This window comes from Phytopseudomonas flavescens (assembly GCF_900100535.1).
Classification (GTDB): domain Bacteria; phylum Pseudomonadota; class Gammaproteobacteria; order Pseudomonadales; family Pseudomonadaceae; genus Aquipseudomonas; species Aquipseudomonas flavescens.
The window spans coordinates 15692-40154 of record NZ_FNDG01000030.1 but is presented as its reverse complement, the minus strand read 5'-3'; the positions used below and the strand labels follow the sequence as shown (position 1 = coordinate 40154).

Here is a 24463-nt window from a genome sequence, read left to right as displayed (position 1 = left end):
CGTTGGGTCACGGCAAAGTGGTTGCGGGGCGCTATCGTGGCACGACTGGGGCAAGGCGCCAATGTTCGCGGACGAAACGCCCCTCTGGCAGTGTCCTTACAGGCCCAGGCGCTGCTTGAGCAGGGTCATGGCGATGGCGCGGTGGCTTAGGCTGTTCTTGACCGCGGGGGGCAGTTCGGCGCTGGAGCACTGGCGCTCTTGCACCCAGAACAGCGGGTCGTAGCCGAAGCCCTGTTCGCCGCGGGCTTCATGCAGGATGCTGCCGTACCACAGCCCTTCGCAGAGAATCGGCAATGGATCGTCGGCGTGGCGCACCAGGGCCAGGCAACAGACGAACTGGGCGCCGCGCTCGGCGTCCGGCACATCCTTGAGGGCGGCCAGCAGCTTGGCGTTGTTGGCGGCATCGCCCTGGCCATCGGCGTAGCGGGCGGAGTAGATGCCCGGCGCACCGCCCAGGTGATCGACCGCCAGGCCGGAATCGTCCGCCAGGGCAGGTAGCCCGGACAGGCGCGAGGCATTGCGGGCCTTGAGGATGGCGTTCTCGACGAACGACAGGCCGGTTTCCTCCGGTTCCACCTGGCTGAATTCAGCGACCGAGCGCAGGCGCACGCTGTCGCCGAGCATGGCTTGCAGTTCCTTGAGTTTGCCGGCGTTGTGGCTGGCGAGAACGAGTTCTGGGAAAGGCATCATGGCTCCGGAAAGAGTTCCTGGTTGAAGTCGAGGCGCTGGCCGTTCACCTGCAGGTTGAACAACAGCACTTCACGCGAGGGGATGGGAAACTGCGCCAGGTACGAGACGAACTCGCCCTCGCGCTGCTCGATGAACCTCAGGGGCTGGCCGTGGCCGAGCACGCTTTTCACTTCGCCGCTGACCGTGGCCGGGCTGGATTTGCCCGCGCGCAGCACGCTGACGTTCAGCACGCCCTGCTGGCCACTGCGCAGCAGGCCGCTGGCCTGGGCGATCTGCGGTTGCAGGTAGCTGGCGTTGAAGGCGCTGTAGTGCACCTTCAGGTCACCCAGGCGCTGCATCCGCTCGGCGGCGCTCAGCGGCAGGCTCAGGCACAGGGCGATCACGATGGCTAGTGTAGTGTCACGCATCAAATGTGGTATCCGAACGATTGGGCTGAGTGGCTGCCCAAAGGCGCCAGCGGCCGATCCCCGTAGGGTGGATCGGGGCGCGTAGCCGACGCTCTTTTCATCCACCATTGCGACCGCAGGGCGGTGGACGATCGCGCCGCGTAGGCAAGCGTCGTCCACCCTACGACAGGCCGCTTACGCCACATGGCTACCATCCCATATGACGATACCCCTGTTCGCCGCCCCGGGCACATCGGTCACTCTGGGGCGCATGGGCGGCTCCACGACTCAGTTGGCAATGCGTACATCGCGGGCATTGTGCCCGCTGATGCGGTAGATGCCGATCTCCCCCAGCAGGTTCGGCCAGGCACGGCTGGCCCAGCCATGTCGGTGCTCGTGGTCGACCGCCAGGCGCTCGAGTACCCGGGCGCTCTGCTGGTGGCACAGGCGCTCGAAGTCCTCGAAGGTGCAGAAGTGGATGTTCGGCGTGTTGTACCAGGTGTAGGGCAGGAAGTCCGACACGGGCATGCGGCCTTTGCTGGCCAGGTACCAGCGGCAGCGCCAGTGGCCGAAGTTGGGGAAGGTGATGATGCAGGTCTTGCCGACGCGCAGCATCTCGGCCAGTACCTTGTCGGGGAAGTGCAGCGCTTGCAGCGACTGGGTCATCACCACCACGTCGAAGCTGTCGCTGGCGAAGTTGCCGAGGCCTTCGTCGAGGTTCTGCTCGATGACGTTGACGCCCTTGACGATGCACTGGGCGATCTTTTCCGGGTCGATTTCCAGGCCATAGCCGCTGACCCGCTTGTTGGCGCCCAGCCAGGCGAGCAGCTCGCCGTCGCCGCAACCCAGGTCGAGGACGCGGCTGCCGGCGGGAATCCATTCCTGGATGATCTCTAGGTCGGCTCGCATGCTTATACCTCGATCCGTTTCATGTAGCTGCCGAAACCCTGCAGATACCTGGGAATCGGCATCAGGAAGGCATCGTGGCCCTGGGGGGCGTCGATTTCCAGGTAGCAGACGTTCTTGCGAGCGGCGAGCAGGGCGTCGACGATTTCCCGTGAGCGCGCCGGCGAGAAACGCCAGTCGGTGGTGAAGGAAATCACGCAGAAGTCCGCCTTGGCCTGGCCGAGGGTCCTGGCCAAGTCGCCACCGTGCTCGGCGGCTGGGTCGAAATAGTCCAGCGCCTTGGTCATCAGCAGATAAGTGTTGGCATCGAAACGCCCGGAGAACTCCTCGCCCTGGTAGCGCAGGTAGCTCTCGACCTGGAATTCCACGCTGTGGAAGTCGTAGTTGAGCTTCTCGTTCTTCAGGCCGCGGCCGAATTTCTCGCCCATGGCGTCATCGGACAAGTAGGTGATATGGCCCACCATGCGCGCCAGCATCAGGCCGCGCTTGGGGATCACGCCCTGATCCTGGAAATGCCCGCCGTGGAATTCCGGGTCGGTGAGGATGGCCTGGCGGGCGACTTCGTTGAAGGCGATGTTCTGCGCCGAGAGCTTGGGTGCCGAGGCGATGGCCAGGCAATGGCGGACGCGCTCCGGGTAGCTGATCGTCCACTGCATGGCTTGCATGCCGCCCAGGCTGCCACCGACCACGGCGGCCCATTGGGCGATGCCCAGCTGATCGGCCAGGCGTGCCTGGCTGTTGACCCAGTCTTCCACGGTCATCACCGGGAAGTCGGCGCCAAACGGCTTGCCGTTCGCCGGGTTGAGGTCGGACGGGCCGGTCGAGCCGTTGCAGCCGCCCAGGTTGTTGAGGCTGACCACGAAGAAACGGTTGGTGTCCAGCGGCTTGCCGGGGCCGATGCAGCTGTCCCACCAGCCCGGCTTGCGGTCGTCCACGCTGTGGTAGCCGGCGGCGTGGTGATGGCCGGACAGTGCGTGGCAGATCAGCACGGCGTTGCTGGCGCTGGCGTTCAGCTCGCCATAGGTTTCGTAGATCAGTTGGTAGTCGGCCAGGCTGCGCCCGCAGGCCAGGGCCAGGGGCTCGGCGAAATGGGCGATCTGCGGCGTGACCAGGCCAACGGAGTCTTGAGGAAAAACAGTCGGCATCGACCCTGCTCGGATAATAAAAAGTACGTAGGAAAGTGCAGCAGTCTAAAGAGCGCGCTGGTCAGCGGCAAGGAAAGCACACACCGCGATGCCCGTGGCCGGCACTACGCCATGCGCTGGTTCCGCCGAGGGCGAGCTGCTGCCTGGCGTGCCTAGTCGAGGTTGCCTTGCGGGCGCGGCATGCCGGGTAGCGTCACCACCTTGCCCTGGCGCCGGATCGGCGCGGGGCGACGCATGACACGCAGCATCTCGCCTGCCTGGGCCAACTGCTGTTTCAGCTCCGCGGCGTACTGCGCCAGTTGCTGGCGACGTTGGCGGCCGTGCTGGGTGTCCTGTGCCAGCGCCTTGAGGCGCAGCATGTGGCCTTCGAGCAACTGCTTGTGCTCGAGGGTGTGCTGCAGCAACGGCATCAGGGCTTCGTCGGCCCACTGCTCGGCGTCACGACGCAGGCGATGGTGCATGCCGATGACTTCTTGCCCCAGCGTGGCGAAAAAGCGTCGGCTGAGGCTGCGCTGTTCGGTGAGTAGCGTCTTGAGGCCCAGGCGGAAGCGGTCGGCCTTCTTTTGCAGATGACGCAGTTCACGGACGTAGCGGGCCAGTTCGAAGCGCGGCGCATCAACGGCCTGCAGCGGGTTTTCCCCATTGTGTCGGTGGTAGATGGCGTCGACCATGCGGTTGGCCATTTCAGCGTCGTGGGACAGGCAGTGCAGGTCGTCCTCGACGGCGGTGAAGAACTGCAGGATGGCCTGATTGATGCCCAGTGTCGTCCAACTGCCGGTGAGCTGGCGGCGTAGCAGGTTGAGGTGGGCGTCGAGCTTGTCCGGGTGCGCTGCAACCTTAAGGCGCTCGCCCTGGTTGCGCAGCAGGCGCTGGTTGGTCTTCAGGGCGACCAGGCGCTTGTGGTGCACGCTGTGCTCGTCCTTGGTCCGTGCGGTCAGCTCCAGCAACATCTGACCGTTGTCCTGGCGACGTTCGTCGAGCAGCCCCAGCTGTTCGTCGACCTTGCCGAGGCGCAGGCCGAGCACGTGCTGGCTGTTGCTGAGCATGGCCAGCACCTGGCGCACCACACGTTCTTCGAGCAGGCGTTCCTTCTGCGCCACGATGCGCTCGCAGAGCAGCGACTCCAGGCTGGCCAGCTGGCTGCGGGCGAGCAGTGCCGGCTCCTTGCGGACCTTGGCGAGCAGCGCCTGCTTGGCCGAGAGCGGCAGGATGTCCTGGCTGGCGATCCCCAGGTGGCGGGCCGCCTGCATGCGCACCCGCTCGATGGCGTTGGCGACCGCTGCCTCGCCGGCCAGGTCGTCCCAGAGCACGTCGATCTTGTTCAGCACGGCGAACAGGCTGCCCCGGGTGCCTTCGTCCAGGGGCTGGACGTGCTGCTGCCAGATGTCCAGGTCGCTGGCGGTGACGCCGGTGTCGGCGGACAGCAGAAAGATCACCGCCTGGGCGCTGGGCAGCATCGACAGGGTCAGTTCGGGCTCGCAGCCCAGGGCGTTGAGGCCTGGTGTGTCGAGAATGCGCAGGCCCTGGCGCAGCAGCGGGTGATCGAAGTTGACGATGGCGTGGCGCCAGGCCGGTACCAGCACCTGGTCGGGTGTGTCGGTGCTTTCCAGGTTGTCCGGGTGGAAGCCCAGGCCGACGGCTTTCTCCAGGCTCATGCGCTTGCTGGCCGCGACCTGGGCGAAGGCCTTGGCCATGTTGTCCGGGTCGCTGGTGTCCAGCGGGACGCTCAGCCAGTGGCGGGGCGTGCGCTTGAATTGCGCCACGCTGGCCTCGGCGATCCGCGTCTCGATCGGCAGCAGGCGGATATACGGGCGCTCGGCGCCGGGGTCGAAAAGGATCTCCGTGGGGCACATGGTGGTGCGCCCGGCCTGGGAGGGCAGCAGGCGCTGGCCGTATTCGGAGAAGAACAGGCTGTTGATCAGTTCGGTCTTGCCGCGGGAGAACTCACCGACGAAAGCCAGGGTGATGTGATCGGTGCGCAGCAGGCGCAGTGCCCGTTCCAGGCGTGCCCCGACGCCTTCGCTGCTCAGCCGGTTGTGGGCCAGCCAACTGCGGTAGCGGGTGATCTCGCGGACCAGCTCGCGCTTCCAGGCTACGTAGGCATCTACCTGTTCACTGAGGCGTTCCATGCTCATGGGGGATTCCCTGACGGGGCATCGGGTGACGATGCTGGCTGTCAGCATTATGCGAAGGGCGACGGCGGCGTCAATGGCGTGGCCGTGGCAATGGCGCTGGTGGTCGCTCAGGCGGGGCGAACGGTCAGGCCGAGGTCGGCTGGCAGCCGCCTGGGGGCCTGGATACGCACGCGTTTCTGGCGGCTCTGCTGGCCGCTTTCCAGCGTGACCTGGCTCTTGGCGACGCCAAAGGCCTCGGCCAGAAAGGCCAGCAGGTGCGCGTTGGCCTTGCCGTCCACGGGCGGGGCGGTGAGGCGGATCTTCAGGCGCTCGCCGTGCAGCCCGGCGAACGCATCGCTGCTTGCTTTGGGCTGCAAGTGAACGTCGAGGATCAGCGCCTTGCCGTCCCAGCGGTGGAAGCTCATGGGCGCTTAGATGGCCAGGCTCAGGCCACTGAACATACCGGTGCTGACCGCCAGGTTGCGGATCACCAGCATGTCGATCAGGTTGAGGATCAGGAATGCCACGATGGGCGACAGGTCCAGGCCACCCAGGTTGGGCAGGATGCGGCGGATCGGCATCAGCAGCGGCTCGCATATCTGGTTGACCAGCAGGGCGGCCGGGTTGTGCGTGCCCTGGGCGACCCAGGAGAGGATCACGCTGATGATCAGGGCGAAGAAGAATACCTTGAGCAGCAGGGCGGTCACGCCAATGATCGACCAGACCAGAATCAGCAGCGGATCGCCGACGCCGACGCCCATCAGCATCAGGGTCAGCGCCATCAGCACGAACTGCACGATCAACGCCAGCACCAGCGAGGCCAGGTCGAGGCCGCCGATACTGGGGATGATGCGACGCAGCGGCTTGAGCAGCGGATGGGTGGCGCGCACGATGAACTGGCTGAGCGGGTTGTAGAAGTCCGCCCGCACCAGCTGCAGGATGAAGCGCAGCAGCACGATCAGCAGGTAGAAGCTGCCGATGGTCTGCAGGATGTAAACGGCTGCGGTGTTCAGACCGATCATTGATTGTCTCCTTATTGACCCAGTTGTTCGGCCAGCTCGGCCGAGCGGTGATCAGCGGCCCTGACGGCCTGCTCGACCAGCGCTTCGAAGCCGCCTGCCTGGAATGTCTTGATGGCCGCTTCGGTGGTGCCGGCCGGTGAGGTCACGCGGCGGCGCAGCTCGGCGGCATCCACGTCACTGTTCAGTGCCATCTGTGCGGCGCCCAGGGCGGTCTGCAGGGTCAGCTTGGCGGCAACATCGCGGGGCAGGCCGAGCTTCTCACCGCTGGCGGTCATCGCCTCGATCAGCAGGAAGAAATACGCCGGGCCGCTGCCGGACACGGCGGTCACGGCGTCGATCAGCTTTTCCTCTTCCAGCCACACCGCCATGCCGACGGCGCTGAGCAGTTGCTCGGCCTGCTGGCGCTGCTCGATGCTGACCTGCGCATTGGCGTACAGGCCGCTGGCACCCAGGCGCAGCAGCGACGGGGTGTTGGGCATGCAGCGGACGATGGCTCGCGCGCCCAGCCAGTTTTCCAGGCTGGCGCTGGTGATGCCGGCGGCGATGGAGACGATCAACTGACCGGCCTGCACATGGGGCGCCAGGTCAAGGCACACGTTCTTCATGACCTGCGGCTTGACCGCCAGGACGATCACGTCGGCGTCACGGCAGGCCTCGGCATTGCTGGCCACCACGTCGATGCCGTGTTCGGCGGCGATCTTCTCGCGCTGTTCGGCGCCACGGTCGCTGGCGCGGATGGCGCTGGCCGGCAGGCCCTGGGCGAGCAGCCCGCCGATCAGGCTGGCAGCCATGTTGCCGGCGCCAATGAAGGCGATACGGGGAGTGGTCATGGGGAGGTTCCTATCTGAAGAGTCGAGATCGGGTAATTCAAACCTTGCCGTAATCGCGTTCGCCGAACAGCGCCGTGCCGATACGCACCCAGCTCGCGCCCTCGGCGATGGCCGCTTCGAGGTCGTGGCTCATGCCCATGGACAGGGTGTCGAGATCGAGGTTCAGCGCGTCCCGCAGTGCGCGCAGGCGGGCGAACGCCGCACGTTGCTCGGCCACGTCATCGGTGGGCGCGGGGATTGTCATCAATCCGCGCAGGCGCAGGTTGGGCAGTTGTGTAACCGCCTGTGCCAGCGCCGCGAGCTCATCGGGCTGGCAGCCGGATTTGCTGTCCTCACCACTGACGTTGACCTGCAGGCAGATGTTCAGGGGCGGCAGCTCGGGCGGGCGCTGGTCGTTCAGGCGCTCGGCGATCTTCAGGCGGTCCACCGAATGCACCCAGGCGAAGTGTTCGGCGATGGGGCGGGTCTTGTTCGACTGGATGGGGCCGATGAAATGCCAGGTCAGCGCCAGCTCGGCCAGCTGCGCCTGCTTGTCGAGGGCCTCCTGCAGGTAGTTCTCGCCAAAATCGTGCAGGCCGGCCGCATGGGCCTCGCGAATGGCGTCGGCTGGCTTGGTCTTGCTCACCGCCAACAGGCCAACCGTGGTGAAATCTCGCTGCGAGGCTTGCGCCGCCTCACGGATACGCACACCGACCTTTGCAATATTCTCTGCTATCGTGGACATTACCTGCGCCTGCCGCCTGAGCGTTTCCGCGGGCCTGACGGTGGTCTCCACAGGGCGTGCTCGCGCAGCCGCATGGTGATCCCCCAAGGCTCCTATCCTGAGTTACGCGGCATTCTACCGTCATTAGGGAGTTCCATGGATATCACCGAGCTGCTTGCCTTCAGCGCCAAGCAAGGCGCGTCGGATCTGCATCTCTCGGCAGGCCTGCCGCCGATGATTCGGGTCGACGGCGATGTGCGCCGGATCAACCTGCCGGCCCTGGATCATAAGCAGGTGCACGCGCTCATCTACGACATCATGAACGACAGGCAGCGCAAGGATTTCGAAGAGTTCCTGGAAACCGACTTCTCGTTCGAGGTGCCGGGCGTGGCGCGCTTTCGGGTCAATGCCTTCAACCAGAACCGTGGCAGCGGTGCGGTGTTCCGTACCATCCCCTCCAAGGTGCTGAGCATGGAAGACCTCGGCATGGGCGAGATCTTCAAGAAGGTCTCCGACGTGCCCCGTGGGCTGGTGCTGGTGACCGGGCCGACCGGGTCGGGAAAATCCACCACCCTGGCGGCGATGCTCGACTACATCAACAGCAACAAGTACCACCACATCCTCACCGTCGAGGATCCGATCGAATTCGTGCACGAGTCGAAGAAGTGCCTGGTCAACCAGCGTGAGGTGCACCGTGATACCCACGGCTTTTCCGAAGCCCTGCGCTCGGCCCTGCGCGAAGACCCGGACATCATCCTGGTCGGCGAGATGCGCGACCTGGAAACCATCCGCCTGGCGCTGACCGCCGCGGAAACCGGTCACCTGGTATTCGGCACCCTGCACACCACCTCCGCCGCCAAGACCGTCGATCGGGTAGTCGACGTGTTCCCGGCAGAAGAGAAGGCCATGGTTCGCTCCATGCTGTCCGAATCCCTGCAGGCCGTGGTTTCCCAGACGCTGTTGAAGAAGATCGGTGGCGGTCGCGTGGCCGCCCATGAAATCATGATCGGCACTCCGGCGATCCGTAACCTGATCCGCGAAGACAAGGTGGCGCAGATGTACTCGGCCATCCAGACAGGTGGCGCACTGGGCATGCAGACCCTGGATGCGTGCCTGAAAACGCTCATTTCCAAAGGGCTGGTCAGCCGTGAAAGTGCCCGCGAGAAGGCCAAGACTCCTGAAAACTTCTGATTGCCCGAAGTACGGCGAGCCCCAGCAGTGCATGGCCCGGGCTCATCCACAGGCGTCACGAGGCTCGTCTGGCTCGCTCGTTAGAGGTCATGCCGAGCGTGCGTCGGCCGCGAGCCGCTTTTCGAGTGGTTCGGTATGTCGACGCAGCGGTAGCGCCGCGCAAACATTTATGAACAGGTTCCAGGGCCATCCTGGTCACGCCGGCCGATCCCCTGATCGCCTGTGTTCATGGTCACTGGCCAATACTCGCCCGTAGCTGAACGTCGTTCCAGCACATGTAGGTAGTCACCCATGGAATTCGAAAAACTGTTACGCCTGATGGTCGAGAAAGGCGCCTCCGATCTGTTCATCACCGCGGGTGTGCCGCCGTCGATGAAGGTCAACGGCAAGATCATGCCGGTGACCAAGACGCCGCTGTCGCCGGAAATGACCCGTGAAACCGTACACGCGGTGATGAACGAGCAGCAGCGCCGGGATTTCGCCGAGCACCACGAATGCAACTTCGCGATCAGTGCCCGTGGCATCGGCCGCTTCCGTGTCAGCGCCTTCTACCAACGCAACCTGGCGGGCATGGTGCTGCGCCGTATCGAGACCAATATCCCGACGCTGGATGACCTCAAACTGCCCGAGATCCTCAAGAAACTGGCGTTGACCCGGCGTGGCCTGGTGCTGTTCGTCGGGGCGACCGGCACCGGCAAGTCCACCTCGCTGGCGGCGATGATCGGTTACCGCAACAAGAACAGCAGCGGTCACATCATTTCCATCGAAGACCCGATCGAGTACATCCACCAGCACCAGAGCTGCATCGTCACCCAGCGTGAAGTGGGCATCGATACCGAGTCCTTCGAGGTGGCGCTGAAGAACACCCTGCGCCAGGCGCCAGACGTGATCCTGATCGGTGAGGTGCGAACCCGCGAGACCATGGATCACGCCGTGGCCTTCGCCGAGACCGGTCACCTGTGCCTGGCCACCCTGCACGCCAACAACGCCAACCAGGCGCTGGACCGGATCATCAACTTCTTTCCGGCGGATCGGCAGAATCAGGTGTGGATGGATCTGTCGCTGAACCTCAAGGCCATCGTCGCCCAGCAACTGATCCCCACGCCGGACGGCAAGAGCCGCCGTGCGGTGATCGAGGTGCTGATCAACACCCCGCTGGCGGCCGACCTGATCCGCAAGGGCGACGTGCACGAGCTCAAGGCGCTGATGAAACGCTCCACCGAACACGGCATGCAGACCTTCGACCAGGCGCTGTACAACCTCTACAGCCAGGGCGAGATCACCTACGAAGACGCCTTGCTGTACGCCGACTCGGCGAACGACCTGCGGCTGATGATCAAGCTCGGCTCGGAAACCGATGGCGAGCACCTGACCAGCATGTCCCAGGGATTGGCCCTGGAAGTCACCGATGAGGACCAGGGCCGACGCTTCCGCTGAACCTGGCACACGGCCCGCACGCCATCGAGGCCACGCCGTCAACTGCCGGCCAGGCTGGTACCTGCCCGGGATGGCCATTTGTGGGCTGCCTACACGGCAGTGAAGTCGCCGGCGTCATAGCTGTCGTCATCGATAAATTTCTGAGCTGCCTACACGGCAGTGAAGGCTTTCATCGCGAGGCTCCTGAGGTGCTGGTATTTCTGAGCTGCCTACACGGCAGTGAAGGGAGACCAACCTAGGGTAGTCCTGCAGGACGTTTTCTGAGCTGCCTACACGGCAGTGAAGGGCGTCACCGGCATCAGCGCCGACGTGTTCTGTTTCTGAGCTGCCTACACGGCAGTGAAGGCGTTCTTGACATCGCGTGCACGGCTGCGAACTTTCTGAGCTGCCTACACGGCAGTGAAGTCAGATCCAGGCCGCCGAGCTTCCATTCGAGTTTTTCTGAGCTGCCGTATAGGCAGCTAAGAAATGGAGAAGCTGCAGGGCCGCTTCGGCGATCTGGTTAACTGCCGTGTAGGCAGCTAAGAAATGTCGAGATGACCTGATGCTTTCGATAACAGTGTTAACTGCCGTATAGGCAGCTCGAAAGCCAATGCCCTTGCAAGGCTTGATGCGCTTGCGTCACCTGCGTACAGGGAGCACCTTGTCGGCCTCGGCGGTGATGCGTTTCCCCGGTCTGGTCGCTACAGCCTGTGCCTGCCCATCGGCCTGGGCGCCTGCCCGGGCCTGGCTCATCAACCTTGGAATCAGCGGGCCTTCCGGCAGGTTGCGCCAGAAGCGCACCGGCATGTTGGTTTCCAGCACGCTGCGATTGAGTCGCGCCGGGTTGAAGGTACTGCCGTAATAGGCCAGCCACATCGCTTCGTTGCGATCGTCGGTGCCCTGCGCCAGTTGCTGCCATTCGGGCGGGCAGGGGGTGGCGTGGTGCAGGTTCTCGCCGTCCCAGAACACGCCATCCTCTGGGGTCGCGATCATCCAGGTCTGCCGGCCCAGGCGCTCGGCGAAGTGCATGCTGGCACTGGCCAGGACGTCGTGCGCCGGCTCGTGCCAGGCCACCAGTTGCGGGCCCCCGGCCGTTGTTTCCCGTGGTTTGAAGCGTAGAAACGCATGCAGATGGTGAGCTTCACGGCGCACGGCCTTGAGGCGCGCATGCAGCTCGCTGCCGTCGATATCCCCAGCCAGCATGGCGGCCTGGTCACCTGCGGCGACGCGCCAGAGAATGCGGTACAACAGTGCCCAGCGCTGTGGGCAGCGAAAGCGTGCAGCGCTTTCCAACTGATCGAGCAGGGCGCGGGGTACGCGCACCGGGCGATCGCCGGCCACGGCCTGTTGCGGCTCGTCCAGCTGGCCGAACAGGTCCTGATGCTCCTGGCTGTCCTGCACCCAGCTCAACTGGTGCGGCGCCAGGCCGCGGCGTAGTTGGGTACGAGCCGCCTCGCGCCAGCCGGCGAAGCTGCCATCGAAACGCACCTGGTGCATCACCACAGGCCCATCTGCCGGGGGGGCTCGCTCAGTTGCTGGCGCAGCAACAGGGATTCGCGGGTGGCCTGGGCCGGGCGGTAATCCTGAGTGACGATGAATGGCTTGGCCTTCTCCAGGGCGCAGCGCAGGCGGCCGACGTCCTCGAAGCGGATGCGCTTCTGCCGCCGCAGGGCCACCAGGCGCTGGGCGCTGAGCACGCCGATACCGGGGATGCGGGCGATCATGTTCACATCGGCACGATTCAGGTCGACGGGGAAATGCTGGCGGTTGTTCAGGGCCCAGGCCAGCTTGGGGTCGATGTCCAGGGCCAGGTTGCCGGGGCCGTCCAGCAGCTCGATGGCCTTGAAGCCATAGCCGCGCATCAGGAAATCCGCCTGGTACAAACGGTGCTCGCGCAGCAGGGGTGGTGCCTCGAAGGGCACACTCTTGGGGCTCTGAGGAATCGGGCTGAACGCCGAGTAGTAGACGCGCTTGAGGCGGAAGTCGCCATACAGCGACTGGGCGGTATGCAGGATGGTGCTGTCGTCGGTGGCGTCGGCGCCGACGATCATCTGCGTGCTCTGTCCGGCCGGCGCGAAGGCCGGGGCGCGTTTTTCGCTGTCCGCTTCCTCGACACCGTTGCGAATGGTGCCCATGGCCAGCTTGATCGGTGCCACGCTTTTCTCTGGTGCCAGGCGGATCAGGCTGCTTTCGGTAGGCAGCTCGATATTGACGCTGAGACGGTCGGCATAGCGGCCCGCTTCGGCAATCAGTTCCGGCGACGCATCGGGAATGGTCTTGAGGTGGATATAGCCACGAAACTCGTGCTCTTCGCGCAGCAGTTTGGCGACACGTACCAGTTGTTCCATGGTGTAGTCGGCCGAGCGGATGATCCCGGAGCTGAGAAACAGCCCGCTGATGCAGTTGCGCCGGTAGAAATCCAGGGTCAGCGTGACCACTTCCTCCGGCGTGAAGCGCGCGCGGGGCACATCGCTGGACCGCCGATTGACGCAGTACTGGCAGTCGTACAGGCAGAAGTTGGTGAGCAGCACCTTGAGCAGGGCGACGCAGCGCCCGTCGGGAGTGAAACTGTGGCAGATGCCCATGCCGTCCGTGGCGCCCATGCCGCTCTGGCCCCTGGAACTGCGCTTGGGCGCACCGCTGCTGGCGCAGGACACATCGTATTTGGCCGCGTCAGCGAGTACCGTGAGCTTGTCGATCAGCTGCATGCTGCGATCCGATGGCTGTATTTATATACAGTATCGGGTGGTGGGTCCGTTTGCTCAAGGGCGTCTCGTCGGCGCGTGATGCGAAACCGCTGGCGAGCGTCTCTAGGGTCGTACAGATAAATGAGAGGTAATACAGATGCAGCGTCCTGACACTCACAGCAAAATCATGGGTTATCTGTTATGGATTTTCGGTTTCCTCGGCGCTCACCGTTTCTATTACGGCAAGCCGGTCACCGGCACGATCTGGTTTTTCACCCTGGGTCTGCTGTTTGTTGGCTGGATCATCGACCTGTTCCTGATCCCGGCCATGGATCGAGAGGCGGACCTGCGCTTCACTGCGGGCCAGACCGATTTCAATATCGCCTGGATCCTGCTGACCTTCCTCGGCGTCTTCGGCGTGCACCGCATGTACCAGGGCAAATGGATCACCGGCATCCTCTATCTGTTTACCGGCGGGCTGTTTCTGGTCGGCGTGCTGTACGACTTCTGGACGCTGAACACCCAGGTATCGATCAAGAATGCGCGCGAGGGCTAGATCGGGAGGGCGCTGCAAGGCGATAGCGGCCGTAGGGTGGATGACGCTCTTTTCATCCACCATCGCGAATCGCAGAGCGGTGGACGGGGCGGGCCGCGTAGGTGAAGCGTCGGCTACGCGCCCCGGTCCACCCTACAAATGCTCGCTTTCGCCTTGCTGCTGTCGTGCGGTGTTATCCCCGGCGGGTGCTCAGCCCTGGTAGCTGATATGCCCATCCACCAGCGTATAGCGCACCTGGCCGGGCAGGCAGTGGCCGAGGAAGGGGCTGTTGCGGCCCTTTGAGTGCCAGTTCTCGCCGGCCACGGTGGAGGCCTGGGGATCGAACAGCAGGATATCCGCGGCACCACCGACCTGCAGTTTGCCAGCCGGCAGGCGCAGGGCCTCGGCCGGACCACTGCTCAGGCGGGCGAGCAGGGTGGGCAGATCGAGCAGGCCATCCTGCACCAGGGTCATGGCCAGCGGCAGCAGCAACTGAACGCCGCTCATGCCGGGTTCGGTCTCGCCGAAGGGCGCCAGCTTGGCGTCGCGCTCATGGGGCTGGTGATGGCTGGAGATGGCGCCGATCACCCCACTCTTCACTGCTTCCCGCAGGCCGTCGCGGTCGGCGCGGGTGCGTAGCGGCGGTTGCACGTGGTAGAGGCTGGAGAAGTCGATCAGCGCTTCATCGGTGAGGATCAACTGATAAAGGGCCACGTCGGCCGTGACCGGCAAGCCACGTGCCTGGGCGTCGGCGATCAATTGGGCGCCTCGGGCGCTGGTGAGCTGGCTGAAGTGGGCGCGTACGCCGCTCTGCTCGACCAGCAGCAGGTCGCGAGCCAGGGCCACCGTTTCGGCGGTTTCCGGAATCCCCGACAGGCCGAGGAAGCTGGCCGTGGCGCCCTCATGGGCCAGACCGCCTTCGGCGAGGTCATGGTCCTGGGAGTGGATGACCACCGTGAGGTCGAAGGTCGCCGCGTACTCCAGCGCGCGACGCAGGGTGCGGGCGTTACGGAAGTTGTTGAGACCGTTGCCGAACGCCACGCAGCCGGCATCGCGCAGGGCGACCAGCTCGGCGAGCTGCTCGCCATCGAGGCCCTTGCTCAGGGCGCCGATGGGGAACACCTTGGTGTGGCCGGCTTCACGGGCGCGGTCGAGAATCAGCTCGGCAACCGCCGAGGTATCCAGCACTGGCTTGGTGATCGGTGGGCAGCACAAGCTGGTGACGCCGCCGGCAGCGGCCGCCAGGGTTTCGCTGGCGATGCTGCCTTTGCGGCTGTAGCCGGGCTCGCGCAGGGCGACGGAGAGGTCGACCAGGCCCGGCGCGGCGATCAGGCCCTGGGCATCCAGCGTCTGGTCGGCTTCGAAGCCGGCCGGTGCCTGGCCGATGGCGCTCAACTTGCCGCCTTCTACATAGAGGTCGGCGAGTTGGTCGAGGCCGCTGCTCGGGTCGATGACACGGGCGCCGAGGATACGGGTACGCATCAGTTGTGCTCCTCGGAGTTGAGTTGTCGTTGCGCGGCCTGGCCGCTCATGGCCATGGACAGCACGGCCATGCGGATGGCGATGCCGTAGGTGACCTGATTGAGGATCACCGACTGCGGGCCGTCGGCGACCGCCGATTCGATCTCCACGCCGCGGTTGATTGGCCCCGGGTGCATGACCAAGGCATCCGGCCTGGCCAGCCCGAGGCGTTGCTCGGTCAGGCCGAACAGGCGGTAGAACTCACCTTCGCTGGGCAGCAGGCCGCCCGTCATGCGTTCGCGCTGCAGGCGCAGCATGATCACCACGTCGACGTCCTTGAGGCCCTCGCTCATGTCGCTGTAGACCGTCACGCCGTATTGCTCGATGCCCACGGGCAGCAGGGTTTTCGGCGCGATCACGCGGATGTCCGGGCAGCCGAGGGTCTTCAGCGCCAGCATGTTGGAGCGCGCCACCCGCGAATGCAGGATGTCGCCGACGATGGCCACCGAGAGATGCTCGACGCTGCCCTTGTGGCGGCGGATGGTCAGCATGTCGAGCATGCCCTGGGTGGGGTGCGCATGGCGGCCGTCGCCGCCGTTGATGATCGCCAGGTTGGGGCACACGTGCTCGGCGATGAAGTGTGCGGCACCGGAGTCGGCGTGGCGCACCACGAAGATGTCGGCGGCCATGGCTTCCAGGTTGCGCAAGGTGTCGAACAGCGTCTCGCCCTTGCTGGTCGAGCTGGTTGACACGTTGAGGCTGATCACGTCGGCCGACAGGCGCTGGGCGGCCAGTTCGAAGGTGGTGCGGGTACGCGTGGAGTTCTCGAAGAACACGTTGCACACGGTCTTGCCACGCAGCAGCGGGACTTTCTTCACCGCCCGGGCGCCCACTTCGAGGAACGAGTCGGCCGTGTCGAGGATTTCCGTGAGCAGCTCGCGGGGCAGGCCATCGAGGGACAGGAAGTGGCGCAACTGGCCTTGGTCGTTCAGTTGCAGCGGGCGCTTGGCATCGATCGGGGTCATTGCGGACGGCCTTGGGCGGAAAGCGTCTGGAGTTCGAGGGTGAAGGGCGCGGGGCCGGACAATTTTACCCGTTGCTCGGCGGCCAGCGACAGGGTGGCGCCGACCACGTCCGGGCGGATCGGCAATTCGCGAGCATCCAGGTCGAGCAGGCTGACCAGGGTCACGCTGGCCGGGCGGCCATAGTCGAACAGCTCGTTGAGGGCGGCGCGGATGGTACGTCCACTCATCAGTACGTCGTCGATCAGCACCAGGTGCTGGCCTTCGATCTCGAACGGCAGCTCGGAGGGCTGTACTTGGGGGTGCAGGCCGTTCTGGCTGAAGTCGTCGCGGTAGAAGGACACATCGAGGATGCCCAGCGGCTCGTCGCGACCCAGTTGCTCCAGCAGCGCCTGGGCGACCCATACGCCGCCGGTGCGGATGCCGATGAAGCGCGGCGTGGCGATCTGCCGCCGGTTCAGGTGGCTGATCAGCGAGGACGCCATCTGCGGCAGCAGTTCGGCGGGGTTGGGTAGACTCATCGAAAGCTCCTTGTGGTCGTGGCTCGTTCAGCCCGGACGGTTCTCTTCCAGCCAGCCCTGCAACAGCAGGGCCGCGGCCAGGGCGTCGACCGGACGCTGGCGATAACCGGCGGTCTGGCCCTGCTGCAGGCGCTCACCCTTGGCGGCGTAAGTGGTCAGGCGTTCATCGTGGGTGAACACCGGCAGGTTGAAGCGACCGTGCAGGCGGCGGGCGAACTTCTCCGCGCGTTCGCTCATGTCGCTGGGCGTGCCGTCCATGTTCAGCGGCAGGCCGACGACCAGCGCGTCAGGTTGCCACTCGCGGATCAGCGCTTCGACCTTGTGCCAGTCCGGCACGCCATTCTGTGCCTTGAGTATGCACAGCTCGCGGGCCGATCCGGTGATCGGCTGGCCCACGGCGACGCCGATCTGCTTGGTGCCGTAATCGAAGCCGAGCAGCAGGCGCAGCGTCTTGCTGCTCGCCTCGGCCATCAGGCGTGCCCAGCCTGGGCCGTGAGCAGGTTGAGGTCGACACCGAGCAGCGCGGCGGCGGCGCCCAGGCGTTTGTCGTAGGGCGTTTCGAAGAGGATCGCCTGGCTGGCCGGGCAGCTCAGCCAGGCGTTGTCGGCCAGTTCCTCTTCCAATTGCCCGGCTCCCCAGCCGGCATAGCCGAGGGCGATCAGGTGCCGTACCGGGCCTTCGCCCTGGGAGATGGCGAACAGCACGTCCTGGGATGTCGACAGGCCCAGCTCGCCCAGCTCGAGGGTCGCCTGGAACTGGGTGCCGCTGGGGTGCAGCACGAAGCCGCGATCGGTCTGTACCGGGCCGCCATTGAAGATCGGCAGGCTCTGGCAGAGCACCGAGGGTTCGCTGTCGGGCCGCAACTGTTCGAGCACATCGGCCAGGTTCAGGCCGTTGGGGCGGTTGATCACCAGCCCCATGGCGCCCTGGTCGCTGTGCTCGATCAGATAGACGACGGTTTGCGCGAAATTCGGATCGGCCATGTGCGGCATGGCAATCAGAAAGTGGTGCTTGAGGCAGGTCGGGTCGCTGTTCATCGGCCTAGTGTGAAGCCGCAGGCTGCAAGCTTCAAGCTGCAAGAAAAGCCATCAGCGCTGCACGCTGGCCGTTGCTGTTCAGTTGCTCGACAGGCGGTCGCCGCGTTCGAAGCGCCAGGTACGGATGATCTCCAGGCGGTCGATGTCCGCCAGGTCGCCCGCGAAGGGCGCGTAGGGTGCGGCCAGGCGCACGATACGCATGGCGGCCTGGTCGAGAACCTGCTCGCCAGACGACTCCAGCACCAGCACTTCATACAGGCTGCCGTCGCGGTTGATCGACACCAGCAGCCTCAGGCTGCCGTAGATCTGCCGGCGTCGCGCATCGTCCGGGTAGTTGAGATTGCCGACGCGCTCGACCTTCTTGCGCCATTCGTCCTTGTACCAGGCACCCTTGTCGCGCATGGTCGAGGCGGCGTTGAGGCGATGAATCTTCGGCCGTTTGGCGTACTGCTGCACCTCGTTGGCCAGCTCGGCTTCCAGGCTGGCGATTTCCGCAGACAGCTGTGCGCTATCGAATGCCGGGGCGGTAGGGGCTGGGGGCGTAGGTTTGGTTTCTTCGCGCTTGGCGGGCGCTTTCTGAGCCTGCGGCGCCTTGCTGGTGACGACCGCCTTGGGCGCCTCCGGTTTTACCGCGGGCGGCGGTGGGGCAGCCGCCGGCGTCACCTTGCGCACTTCGGTGTCCTGAAAGGGCGCCTGTTCCGTAGTGGTCGGCGCTGCTTTCTTCTCCAGGGTGCCGCTGCCCTGCTGGTTGTCCTGGGCGAGGAAGTCAGCCTCTTTGGGCTTTTCCTCGTTCTTGAAGGTGGACAAGGTGATTTCCAGGGTTTTGCTGACCTGGCCAGGTTCGACGAAGGTGAAGCCCACGCCAAGGATCAGTGCAGCGTGCAGCACTGCGGCGACAAACAGGGTGAACCCCAGGCGATCCGCCGGGCGAACGCCGGAGGCAGTGACATCGGGTGGGCTGGCTGCTGCGCTCATCGCTATTCGGTCGTCAGGGTCTGTTAACGGTTCGGCTCGGTGGTGCCGAGCCGTTGCCAGCCCTGGCGGGCCGCCGGCGGTTCGGCGCGAACCGCAGGGCCCTACGCGAGTGGGTAGCGCCCCTGGATTGCCGCGCAGTCTGCCGAGGCGTCCGAAAAAAGTCTATGAAGCACTCCGCGCATCGAGCTTTTCGGCGATCTTGTCCATCAGGCGTTCGCCGATGCGCGTATCGAAGGCCGCATCGATCTCGCGAATGCAGGTCGGGCTGGTGACGTTGATCTCGGTAAGGCGGTCGCCGATCACGTCCAGGCCGACGAACAGCAGGCCGCGTTCGCGCAGGCTGGGGCCGACTGCCGCGGCGATCTCGCGATCCCGATCGGTCAGCGGGCGTGCTTCGCCACGGCCGCCTGCAGCCAGGTTGCCACGGGTTTCGCCGCTGGCGGGAATGCGCGCCAGGCAGTAGGGTACCGGTTCGCCGTCTATCATCAGAATCCGCTTGTCGCCATCGACGATGGCCGGCAGGTAGCGCTGCGCCATGATCTGCTGGCTACCATGGGCGGTCAGGGCTTCGAGAATCACCGACAGGTTCGGGTCGCCTTCGCGGTGACGGAAGATCATCGAGCCCCCCATGCCATCGAGGGGTTTGAGAATGATGTCACGGTGCTGCTGCGCGAAATCACGCAGAATGTCGGATCTTCGGCTGACGATCGTTTCCGGTGTGAAGGCTGGAAAACGAGTGGCGAAGAATTTCTCGTTGCAGTCGCGCAGGCTTTGCGGTCGGTTGACCACCAGGGTGCCGGCTTCCTCGGCCTGCTCGAGCAGGTAGGTTGAATAGACGAATTCGTTATCAAAGGGTGGATCCTTGCGCATCAGGATCACATCCAGTTCGGCCAGCGGCAGATCCTCTTCCTCGCCCAGTTCGAACCAGCGTTGCGGGTCGGCGAATACCTGAAGGGCGCGGGTGCGACCCCGGGCGATGCCGGCGGCCTGGTGGAGATCCTTCTGCTCCATATAGAAGAGGCTCCAGCCACGGGCCTGGGCGGCCAGCAGCATGGCCAGCGAGCTGTCCTTCTTGTAGGCGATCTGCGCGATGGGATCCATGACGATGCCGAGCCGAACGCTCATGGGAATATCTCCGTGAAGGGCGGTGGGGAAATCAGCCGCGTAGGTAGCAGGGTAGGGCGCCAAGGGTGGCGCTGACAGGGCCGGTGGTCAAGGGAAACCGGGCCGATGGCTTGCATGGGGAGAGTGTGCTAAAAAGGCCCAGCGATGGGCCGTGCCCATTGGTTTCAGGGCCTCCGGCACACTGGAAATGACGTAATAAACGACTCACCGACGTGGTGGCAGGGCAGACATGGAACAGCATTCCGAAGGCTTGAGGGTGATGGTGATCGACGATTCGAAGACGATTCGTCGTACAGCGGAAACCCTGCTGAAAAAGGTGGGTTGCGAGGTGATCACCGCGGTGGATGGCTTCGATGCCCTGGCGAAGATCGCCGACACCCATCCGAGCATCATTTTCGTCGACATCATGATGCCGCGTCTGGATGGCTATCAGACCTGTGCCCTGATCAAGAACAACAGCGCCTTCAAATCCACGCCAGTTATCATGCTGTCTTCCAAGGATGGCCTGTTCGACAAGGCCAAGGGACGTATAGTCGGTTCTGATCAATATCTGACCAAACCCTTCAGCAAGGAAGAGCTGCTCGGCGCGATCAAGGCCCACGTCCCGGAGTTCTCTCCGGTCGAACACGCATCCTGACGTCCAGCCGACGCCACAGACGCCTTCTCTTCATGTACTGGAAAACATCATGGCCCGAATTCTGATTGTTGATGACTCGCCGACCGAAATGTACAAGCTGACCGCCATGTTGGAGAAACACGGGCATCAGGTGCTCAAGGCTGAAAACGGTGCCGACGGTGTCGCGCTGGCCCGTCAGGAAAAACCCGACCTGGTGCTGATGGACATCGTCATGCCTGGCCTCAATGGTTTCCAGGCAACCCGGCAGTTGACCAAGGATGCCGAGACCAGTCACATCCCGGTGATCATCGTCACCACCAAGGATCAGGAGACCGACAAGGTCTGGGGCAAGCGCCAGGGGGCCAGGGATTACCTGACCAAGCCGGTGGATGAAGCCACCCTGCTGAAAACCCTGAACGCAGTACTGGCGGGCTGACGCCGGACTGGCCACGGTTACAAGAAGAAGGTCGCGGCAGGCATGTCAGAGACACTCACTCCTTTTCAGATTCTTCTCGGCATCGAGCAACGCTGCCGCGCGGTGGCGGCCGGCCTGCCGTCACAGCAGGTGGCGGTACAGACCTGGAGCGGCATTGGTTTTCGCATGGGCGAACGGCTGTTCGTCGCACCGATGGGAGAGGTCGGTGAGGTGCTGCACGAACCACGCCACACCTTGTTGCCTGGTGTGAAGAGCTGGGTCAGGGGGGTGGCCAATGTGCGCGGGCGGTTGCTGCCGGTGATGGATCTGTGCGGTTTCTTCGGCACTGAACTGTCGCCGCTGCGCAAGCAACGGCGGGTGCTGGTGGTCGATCACCAGGACGTCTTCGCCGGCCTCACGGTCGATGAGGTGTTCGGCATGCAGCATTTCGCGGTGGATACCTTTTCCGAGCGGTTACCACCGCTCGAGGCATCCATCAAGCCGTTCATCCATGGCGTGTTCCAGCGCGAGCAGACCTGGTTGGTGTTCAGCCCACACGCGCTGGCCCAGGCTCCAGGGTTCATCGACGTGGCGTTTTGAGAGCTTTTCGGTGGAGGCGGTTTGGCCAGCCTTCTGACGTTATATGGAATTCGAAGTGCGGTAGGGTCCAGGCGGGGGCCGAGTAATGAAAAAAGTAGTCTCAAACAATGTGCTGGTGGGGACGCGTATCGGTGCGCTCGTGGCGGGGTTGTTCGTCATTCTGATCGTCTCGATCGTGATGCTGTTCGCCAACTTCGCGTACGTGAATACGCAGAGTAACTACGATACCGAGTACATCGGCCACGCCGGCGAACTGCGCGTGCTGTCCCAGCGCATCTCCAAGGATGCCACCGAGGCGGCAGCGGGTACGCCCGCCGCCTTCGCCCTGCTGCGTGACGCGCGTAACGACTTCCAGGAGCGTTGGGCCTACCTCACCGATGGCAACGCGCAGAGCGGCCTGCCTGCTGCGCCGGCCGCTGTGCAGGAACAGATGGCCGCCGTGCAGCAGGACTGGGACGGCCTGCGGCAGAACGCCGACGCCATCCTGGCCAGCGAGCAGACCGTTCTGTCGCTGCACCAGGTCGCCAGCACGCTGGCGGAAACCATTCCGCAGTTGCAGGTCGAGTACGAGGAAGTGGTCGACATCCTGCTGGAAAGCGGCGCGCCGGCCGCCCAGGTGTCGGTCGCCCAGCGTCAGTCGCTGCTGGCCGAACGGATTCTCGGCTCGGTCAACAAGGTGCTGGCCGGTGATCAGGATTCCGTCCAGGCCGCCGACATGTTCGGCCGTGACGCCAGCCTGTTCGGCCGTGTGCTGGGCGCCATGCAGGAAGGCAACGCGGCGATGGAAATCGCCAAGGTGACCGACCCGCAGGCCCTCGAGCGCCTGGGGGAAATTTCCGAACTGTTCGAGTTCGTGTCCGGCTCGGTGGACGAGATCCTCGAAACCTCGCCGGAACTGTTCCAGGTTCGTGAGTCCGCCAACACCCTCTTTACCCTGTCGCAGACGCTGCTGGACAAGGTCTCGACGCTGTCCGAAGGTTTCGAGGGCCTGGCCGACGGCCGCTCGCTGAACACCTTCGCCGGTTACCTGCTGGGTGTCCTGGCGCTGGGCTCGATCGTGATCATCGGCCTGGTGATGGTACGCGAGGCCAATCGCCGTCTCGCCGAAACCGCCGAGAAGAATGAGCGCAACCAGACCGCGATTCTGCGTCTGCTCGATGAGATCGCCGACCTCGCCGACGGTGACCTGACCGTGGCGGCGACGGTTACCGAGGACTTCACCGGCGCCATCGCCGACTCCATCAACTATTCCATCGACCAACTGCGTGACCTGGTCACCACGATCAACCTGACCGCCGTTCAAGTAGCGGGTGCCGCCCAGGAAACCCAGGCCACGGCCATGCACCTGGCCGAGGCCTCCGAACACCAGGCCCAGGAAATCGCTGGTGCCTCCGCGGCGATCAACGAGATGGCCGTGTCGATCGACCAGGTATCGGCGAACGCCTCGGAGTCCTCCGCGGTAGCGGAACGTTCCGTGGCCATCGCCAACAAGGGCAACGAAGTCGTACACAACACCATCACCGGCATGGACAACATCCGTGAGCAGATCCAGGACACCTCCAAGCGGATCAAACGCCTCGGTGAGTCGTCCCAGGAGATCGGTGACATCGTAAGCCTGATCAACGACATCGCCGACCAGACCAACATCCTCGCCCTGAATGCCGCGATCCAGGCCTCCATGGCCGGTGACGCAGGCCGGGGCTTCGCGGTGGTCGCGGACGAGGTACAGCGTCTCGCGGAGCGTTCATCCGGCGCGACCAAGCAGATCGAGGCGCTGGTGAAGACCATCCAGACCGACACCAACGAAGCCGTTATCTCCATGGAACAGACCACTTCCGAAGTGGTACGGGGCGCCCGGCTGGCCCAGGATGCCGGGGTGGCACTGGAAGAGATCGAAAAGGTATCCAAGACCCTCGCGGCGCTCATCCAGAATATTTCCAATGCGGCGCGTCAGCAGGCTTCGTCCGCCGGCCACATCTCCAACACCATGAACGTCATCCAGGAGATCACCTCGCAGACGTCGTCCGGTACCACGGCCACCGCCAAGAGCATTGGCAATCTGGCCAAGATGGCCAGTGAAATGCGCCATTCGGTATCCGGTTTTACCCTGCCACAAGACGGCGAGCAGGCCTGATCGACTGCCGGGCGGCGCATTGAACGATGCGCTGTGCGGCAGACGCAGGCGTGAGCGAGGTGCACGACATGCAGTCAGGCGTCTGGGCCCTGCAACCGCTGGCGGACATGTCCGCCACGGAGTTCCGTGACTGGCAACAGTTGCTGGAAGCGCGGCTCGGCATGGTGCTCAACGAGCAGCGCCGGATCTTCCTGCAGACCAACCTCAGCACACGCATGCGCGAACTGGGCATCGGTGATTACGCCAGTTACTACCGGCAGGTCACCGACGGCCCGCGCGGCGCGGTGGAATGGGCGAATCTGCTGGACCGGCTGACCGTCCAGGAAACCCGCTTCTACCGGCATCCGCCCTCGTTCGAGGTGTTCGAGGCCCATGTCGCCCGTCGCGACGAGCGCGGGCTGGATGCACCGCTGGCGATCTGGAGCGTGGGCTGCTCCAGTGGCGAAGAACCCTACTCGCTGGCCATCGGTGCCAGCGAGGTGTTGGGCGCTGACGGGGTGTTCGGTGTCACCGGCACCGACATCAGCCGCGCGGCCCTGAGCAAGGCACGTGACGGGCTGTATGACCGGCGCCGCCTGCAACAGATGGACGAGGGCCTGCGCGAACGTTACTTCCTGCCGCAGGCCGATGGACGCTTCAAGGTGTTGCCGGAGCTTGCCGCGCGCGTGTGCTGCGCCAGGCTCAATGTGCTGGAGTTGGACAAGGCGCCGATGACCGGCATGGACGTTATTTTTTGCCAGAACTTGCTGATTTATTTTCGCCGCTGGCGGCGCCGCGAGATCCTCAATCGCCTGGCCGAGTGCCTGGCGCCAGGTGGCTTGCTGGTGGTCGGGGTGGGCGAGGTTGTCGGTTGGCAGCACCCGGAGATGCTTCCGGTGGCCGATGAGCGAGTGCTGGCGTATACCCGCAAGGGCTAAGAAACGGAGTAT

Annotated in this window: 26 protein-coding genes and 1 CRISPR repeat array; of the genes, 8 read left to right on the top strand and 18 right to left on the bottom strand. The window is 64.4% G+C overall.

Annotated features, from left to right (window positions below; translation table 11 throughout):
* Nucleotides 1-96: 96 nt before the first annotated feature.
* The 9 genes from rdgB to BLR94_RS25375 all read right to left on the bottom strand — a co-directional run bounded on the left by rdgB (nt 97) and on the right by BLR94_RS25375 (nt 7817).
* Nucleotides 97-690, bottom strand: a complete 594-nt coding sequence (gene rdgB, locus BLR94_RS25415) for an RdgB/HAM1 family non-canonical purine NTP pyrophosphatase (protein WP_084308683.1) — start codon at nt 688-690, stop codon at nt 97-99.
* Entirely contained in the window at nt 687-1097 is a 411-nt protein-coding gene (locus BLR94_RS25410) for a DUF4426 domain-containing protein (protein WP_084308684.1), read from the bottom strand. The genes rdgB and BLR94_RS25410 overlap by 4 nt, the downstream gene beginning before the upstream one ends.
* Before the next feature lie 267 nt (nt 1098-1364).
* On the bottom strand, nt 1365-1985 hold the full coding sequence (gene metW / locus BLR94_RS25405; RefSeq protein WP_084308685.1) for a methionine biosynthesis protein MetW: 621 nt from the start codon (nt 1983-1985) through the stop codon (nt 1365-1367).
* A gap of 2 nt (nt 1986-1987) precedes the next feature.
* The gene (metX, locus tag BLR94_RS25400) at nt 1988-3127 is read right to left on the bottom strand and encodes a homoserine O-succinyltransferase MetX (protein WP_084308686.1); all 1140 of its coding nucleotides are present in this window, start codon (nt 3125-3127) and stop codon (nt 1988-1990) included.
* 152 nt (nt 3128-3279) lie between these two features.
* Nucleotides 3280-5262: a dynamin-like GTPase family protein gene (locus BLR94_RS25395; RefSeq protein WP_084308687.1), complete on the bottom strand. Its 1983-nt coding sequence runs from the start codon at nt 5260-5262 to the stop codon at nt 3280-3282.
* Between the two features lie 107 nt (nt 5263-5369).
* Nucleotides 5370-5666 carry a DUF167 family protein gene (locus BLR94_RS25390; protein WP_084308688.1) on the bottom strand — a complete coding sequence of 99 codons (297 nt, stop codon included), beginning with the start codon at nt 5664-5666 and terminating at the stop codon, nt 5370-5372.
* 6 nt (nt 5667-5672) lie between these two features.
* Nucleotides 5673-6263, bottom strand: a complete 591-nt coding sequence (locus BLR94_RS25385) for a YggT family protein (protein WP_084308689.1) — start codon at nt 6261-6263, stop codon at nt 5673-5675.
* Nucleotides 6264-6274: 11 nt separating this feature from the next.
* On the bottom strand, nt 6275-7093 hold the full coding sequence (gene proC / locus BLR94_RS25380) for a pyrroline-5-carboxylate reductase (protein WP_084308690.1): 819 nt from the start codon (nt 7091-7093) through the stop codon (nt 6275-6277).
* A 37-nt stretch (nt 7094-7130) separates the two neighbouring features.
* On the bottom strand, nt 7131-7817 hold the full coding sequence (locus tag BLR94_RS25375; RefSeq protein WP_084308691.1) for a YggS family pyridoxal phosphate-dependent enzyme: 687 nt from the start codon (nt 7815-7817) through the stop codon (nt 7131-7133).
* A 135-nt stretch (nt 7818-7952) separates the two neighbouring features.
* Between BLR94_RS25375 and BLR94_RS25370 the strand changes: the two genes are divergently transcribed.
* Both BLR94_RS25370 and BLR94_RS25365 read left to right on the top strand, forming a co-directional pair.
* Complete coding sequence (locus tag BLR94_RS25370) at nt 7953-8987, top strand: type IV pilus twitching motility protein PilT (protein ID WP_084308692.1); 1035 nt, start codon at nt 7953-7955, stop codon at nt 8985-8987.
* A 291-nt stretch (nt 8988-9278) separates the two neighbouring features.
* Nucleotides 9279-10424 (top strand): PilT/PilU family type 4a pilus ATPase, encoded by a 1146-nt coding sequence (locus BLR94_RS25365; RefSeq protein WP_084308693.1) that lies wholly within the window; start codon nt 9279-9281, stop codon nt 10422-10424.
* 77 nt (nt 10425-10501) lie between these two features.
* A CRISPR array of direct repeats spans nt 10502-10829; the repeat unit is 28 nt; unit sequence TTTCTGAGCTGCCTACACGGCAGTGAAG.
* Between the two features lie 216 nt (nt 10830-11045).
* Here BLR94_RS25365 and BLR94_RS25360 read toward each other — a convergent pair.
* Together BLR94_RS25360 and BLR94_RS25355 are read right to left on the bottom strand one after the other, a co-directional pair.
* On the bottom strand, nt 11046-11903 hold the full coding sequence (locus tag BLR94_RS25360) for a TIGR03915 family putative DNA repair protein (protein ID WP_084308694.1): 858 nt from the start codon (nt 11901-11903) through the stop codon (nt 11046-11048).
* Nucleotides 11903-13114: a putative DNA modification/repair radical SAM protein gene (locus BLR94_RS25355; protein ID WP_084308695.1), complete on the bottom strand. Its 1212-nt coding sequence runs from the start codon at nt 13112-13114 to the stop codon at nt 11903-11905. The genes BLR94_RS25360 and BLR94_RS25355 overlap by 1 nt, the downstream gene beginning before the upstream one ends.
* Before the next feature lie 136 nt (nt 13115-13250).
* Here BLR94_RS25355 and BLR94_RS25350 point away from each other — a divergent pair, with 136 nt between their 5' ends.
* Nucleotides 13251-13649: an NINE protein gene (locus tag BLR94_RS25350; RefSeq protein ID WP_084308696.1), complete on the top strand. Its 399-nt coding sequence runs from the start codon at nt 13251-13253 to the stop codon at nt 13647-13649.
* A gap of 189 nt (nt 13650-13838) precedes the next feature.
* On the opposite strand, the gene BLR94_RS25345 is transcribed toward BLR94_RS25350, so the two are convergent.
* The 7 genes from BLR94_RS25345 to gshB all read right to left on the bottom strand — a co-directional run bounded on the left by BLR94_RS25345 (nt 13839) and on the right by gshB (nt 19769).
* Entirely contained in the window at nt 13839-15110 is a 1272-nt protein-coding gene (locus tag BLR94_RS25345) for a dihydroorotase (RefSeq protein WP_084308697.1), read from the bottom strand.
* Nucleotides 15110-16114: an aspartate carbamoyltransferase catalytic subunit gene (locus BLR94_RS25340; protein ID WP_084308698.1), complete on the bottom strand. Its 1005-nt coding sequence runs from the start codon at nt 16112-16114 to the stop codon at nt 15110-15112. Before BLR94_RS25340 ends, BLR94_RS25345 begins: the two co-directional genes overlap by 1 nt.
* The gene (pyrR, locus tag BLR94_RS25335) at nt 16111-16632 is read right to left on the bottom strand and encodes a bifunctional pyr operon transcriptional regulator/uracil phosphoribosyltransferase PyrR (protein WP_084308699.1); all 522 of its coding nucleotides are present in this window, start codon (nt 16630-16632) and stop codon (nt 16111-16113) included. Before pyrR ends, BLR94_RS25340 begins: the two co-directional genes overlap by 4 nt.
* Nucleotides 16633-16659: 27 nt before the next feature.
* On the bottom strand, nt 16660-17103 hold the full coding sequence (ruvX, locus tag BLR94_RS25330; RefSeq protein ID WP_084308700.1) for a Holliday junction resolvase RuvX: 444 nt from the start codon (nt 17101-17103) through the stop codon (nt 16660-16662).
* Nucleotides 17103-17669, bottom strand: a complete 567-nt coding sequence (locus BLR94_RS25325) for a YqgE/AlgH family protein (protein WP_084308701.1) — start codon at nt 17667-17669, stop codon at nt 17103-17105. Before BLR94_RS25325 ends, ruvX begins: the two co-directional genes overlap by 1 nt.
* Before the next feature lie 78 nt (nt 17670-17747).
* Nucleotides 17748-18644, bottom strand: a complete 897-nt coding sequence (locus BLR94_RS25320; protein ID WP_084308702.1) for an energy transducer TonB — start codon at nt 18642-18644, stop codon at nt 17748-17750.
* A 162-nt stretch (nt 18645-18806) separates the two neighbouring features.
* On the bottom strand, nt 18807-19769 hold the full coding sequence (gene gshB / locus BLR94_RS25315) for a glutathione synthase (RefSeq protein ID WP_084308703.1): 963 nt from the start codon (nt 19767-19769) through the stop codon (nt 18807-18809).
* Nucleotides 19770-19998: 229 nt separating this feature from the next.
* Between gshB and pilG the strand changes: the two genes are divergently transcribed.
* The 5 genes from pilG to BLR94_RS25290 all read left to right on the top strand — a co-directional run bounded on the left by pilG (nt 19999) and on the right by BLR94_RS25290 (nt 24451).
* Nucleotides 19999-20406, top strand: a complete 408-nt coding sequence (gene pilG, locus BLR94_RS25310; RefSeq protein WP_084308704.1) for a twitching motility response regulator PilG — start codon at nt 19999-20001, stop codon at nt 20404-20406.
* A 49-nt stretch (nt 20407-20455) separates the two neighbouring features.
* Nucleotides 20456-20821 (top strand): twitching motility response regulator PilH, encoded by a 366-nt coding sequence (gene pilH, locus BLR94_RS25305; protein ID WP_084308705.1) that lies wholly within the window; start codon nt 20456-20458, stop codon nt 20819-20821.
* 42 nt (nt 20822-20863) lie between these two features.
* Nucleotides 20864-21400: a chemotaxis protein CheW gene (locus BLR94_RS25300; RefSeq protein ID WP_084308706.1), complete on the top strand. Its 537-nt coding sequence runs from the start codon at nt 20864-20866 to the stop codon at nt 21398-21400.
* An 85-nt stretch (nt 21401-21485) separates the two neighbouring features.
* Nucleotides 21486-23534 carry a methyl-accepting chemotaxis protein gene (locus BLR94_RS25295; RefSeq protein ID WP_084308707.1) on the top strand — a complete coding sequence of 683 codons (2049 nt, stop codon included), beginning with the start codon at nt 21486-21488 and terminating at the stop codon, nt 23532-23534.
* A gap of 68 nt (nt 23535-23602) precedes the next feature.
* Entirely contained in the window at nt 23603-24451 is an 849-nt protein-coding gene (locus BLR94_RS25290) for a CheR family methyltransferase (protein ID WP_084308716.1), read from the top strand.
* Nucleotides 24452-24463: the final 12 nt, after the last annotated feature.

Bases quoted from the DNA above. Each gene is read 5' to 3' on its own strand.
- rdgB (WP_084308683.1), bottom strand. From the start codon at position 690: ATGATGCCTTTCCCAGAACTCGTTCTCGCCAGCCACAACGCCGGCAAA.
- BLR94_RS25410 (WP_084308684.1), bottom strand. From the start codon at position 1,097: ATGCGTGACACTACACTAGCCATCGTGATCGCCCTGTGCCTGAGCCTG.
- metW (WP_084308685.1), bottom strand. From the start codon at position 1,985: ATGCGAGCCGACCTAGAGATCATCCAGGAATGGATTCCCGCCGGCAGC.
- metX (WP_084308686.1), bottom strand. From the start codon at position 3,127: ATGCCGACTGTTTTTCCTCAAGACTCCGTTGGCCTGGTCACGCCGCAG.
- BLR94_RS25395 (WP_084308687.1), bottom strand. From the start codon at position 5,262: ATGAGCATGGAACGCCTCAGTGAACAGGTAGATGCCTACGTAGCCTGG.
- BLR94_RS25390 (WP_084308688.1), bottom strand. From the start codon at position 5,666: ATGAGCTTCCACCGCTGGGACGGCAAGGCGCTGATCCTCGACGTTCAC.
- BLR94_RS25385 (WP_084308689.1), bottom strand. From the start codon at position 6,263: ATGATCGGTCTGAACACCGCAGCCGTTTACATCCTGCAGACCATCGGC.
- proC (WP_084308690.1), bottom strand. From the start codon at position 7,093: ATGACCACTCCCCGTATCGCCTTCATTGGCGCCGGCAACATGGCTGCC.
- BLR94_RS25375 (WP_084308691.1), bottom strand. From the start codon at position 7,817: ATGTCCACGATAGCAGAGAATATTGCAAAGGTCGGTGTGCGTATCCGT.
- BLR94_RS25370 (WP_084308692.1), top strand. From the start codon at position 7,953: ATGGATATCACCGAGCTGCTTGCCTTCAGCGCCAAGCAAGGCGCGTCG.
- BLR94_RS25365 (WP_084308693.1), top strand. From the start codon at position 9,279: ATGGAATTCGAAAAACTGTTACGCCTGATGGTCGAGAAAGGCGCCTCC.
- BLR94_RS25360 (WP_084308694.1), bottom strand. From the start codon at position 11,903: ATGCACCAGGTGCGTTTCGATGGCAGCTTCGCCGGCTGGCGCGAGGCG.
- BLR94_RS25355 (WP_084308695.1), bottom strand. From the start codon at position 13,114: ATGCAGCTGATCGACAAGCTCACGGTACTCGCTGACGCGGCCAAATAC.
- BLR94_RS25350 (WP_084308696.1), top strand. From the start codon at position 13,251: ATGCAGCGTCCTGACACTCACAGCAAAATCATGGGTTATCTGTTATGG.
- BLR94_RS25345 (WP_084308697.1), bottom strand. From the start codon at position 15,110: ATGCGTACCCGTATCCTCGGCGCCCGTGTCATCGACCCGAGCAGCGGC.
- BLR94_RS25340 (WP_084308698.1), bottom strand. From the start codon at position 16,114: ATGACCCCGATCGATGCCAAGCGCCCGCTGCAACTGAACGACCAAGGC.
- pyrR (WP_084308699.1), bottom strand. From the start codon at position 16,632: ATGAGTCTACCCAACCCCGCCGAACTGCTGCCGCAGATGGCGTCCTCG.
- ruvX (WP_084308700.1), bottom strand. From the start codon at position 17,103: ATGGCCGAGGCGAGCAGCAAGACGCTGCGCCTGCTGCTCGGCTTCGAT.
- BLR94_RS25325 (WP_084308701.1), bottom strand. From the start codon at position 17,669: ATGAACAGCGACCCGACCTGCCTCAAGCACCACTTTCTGATTGCCATG.
- BLR94_RS25320 (WP_084308702.1), bottom strand. From the start codon at position 18,644: ATGAGCGCAGCAGCCAGCCCACCCGATGTCACTGCCTCCGGCGTTCGC.
- gshB (WP_084308703.1), bottom strand. From the start codon at position 19,769: ATGAGCGTTCGGCTCGGCATCGTCATGGATCCCATCGCGCAGATCGCC.
- pilG (WP_084308704.1), top strand. From the start codon at position 19,999: ATGGAACAGCATTCCGAAGGCTTGAGGGTGATGGTGATCGACGATTCG.
- pilH (WP_084308705.1), top strand. From the start codon at position 20,456: ATGGCCCGAATTCTGATTGTTGATGACTCGCCGACCGAAATGTACAAG.
- BLR94_RS25300 (WP_084308706.1), top strand. From the start codon at position 20,864: ATGTCAGAGACACTCACTCCTTTTCAGATTCTTCTCGGCATCGAGCAA.
- BLR94_RS25295 (WP_084308707.1), top strand. From the start codon at position 21,486: ATGAAAAAAGTAGTCTCAAACAATGTGCTGGTGGGGACGCGTATCGGT.
- BLR94_RS25290 (WP_084308716.1), top strand. From the start codon at position 23,603: ATGCAGTCAGGCGTCTGGGCCCTGCAACCGCTGGCGGACATGTCCGCC.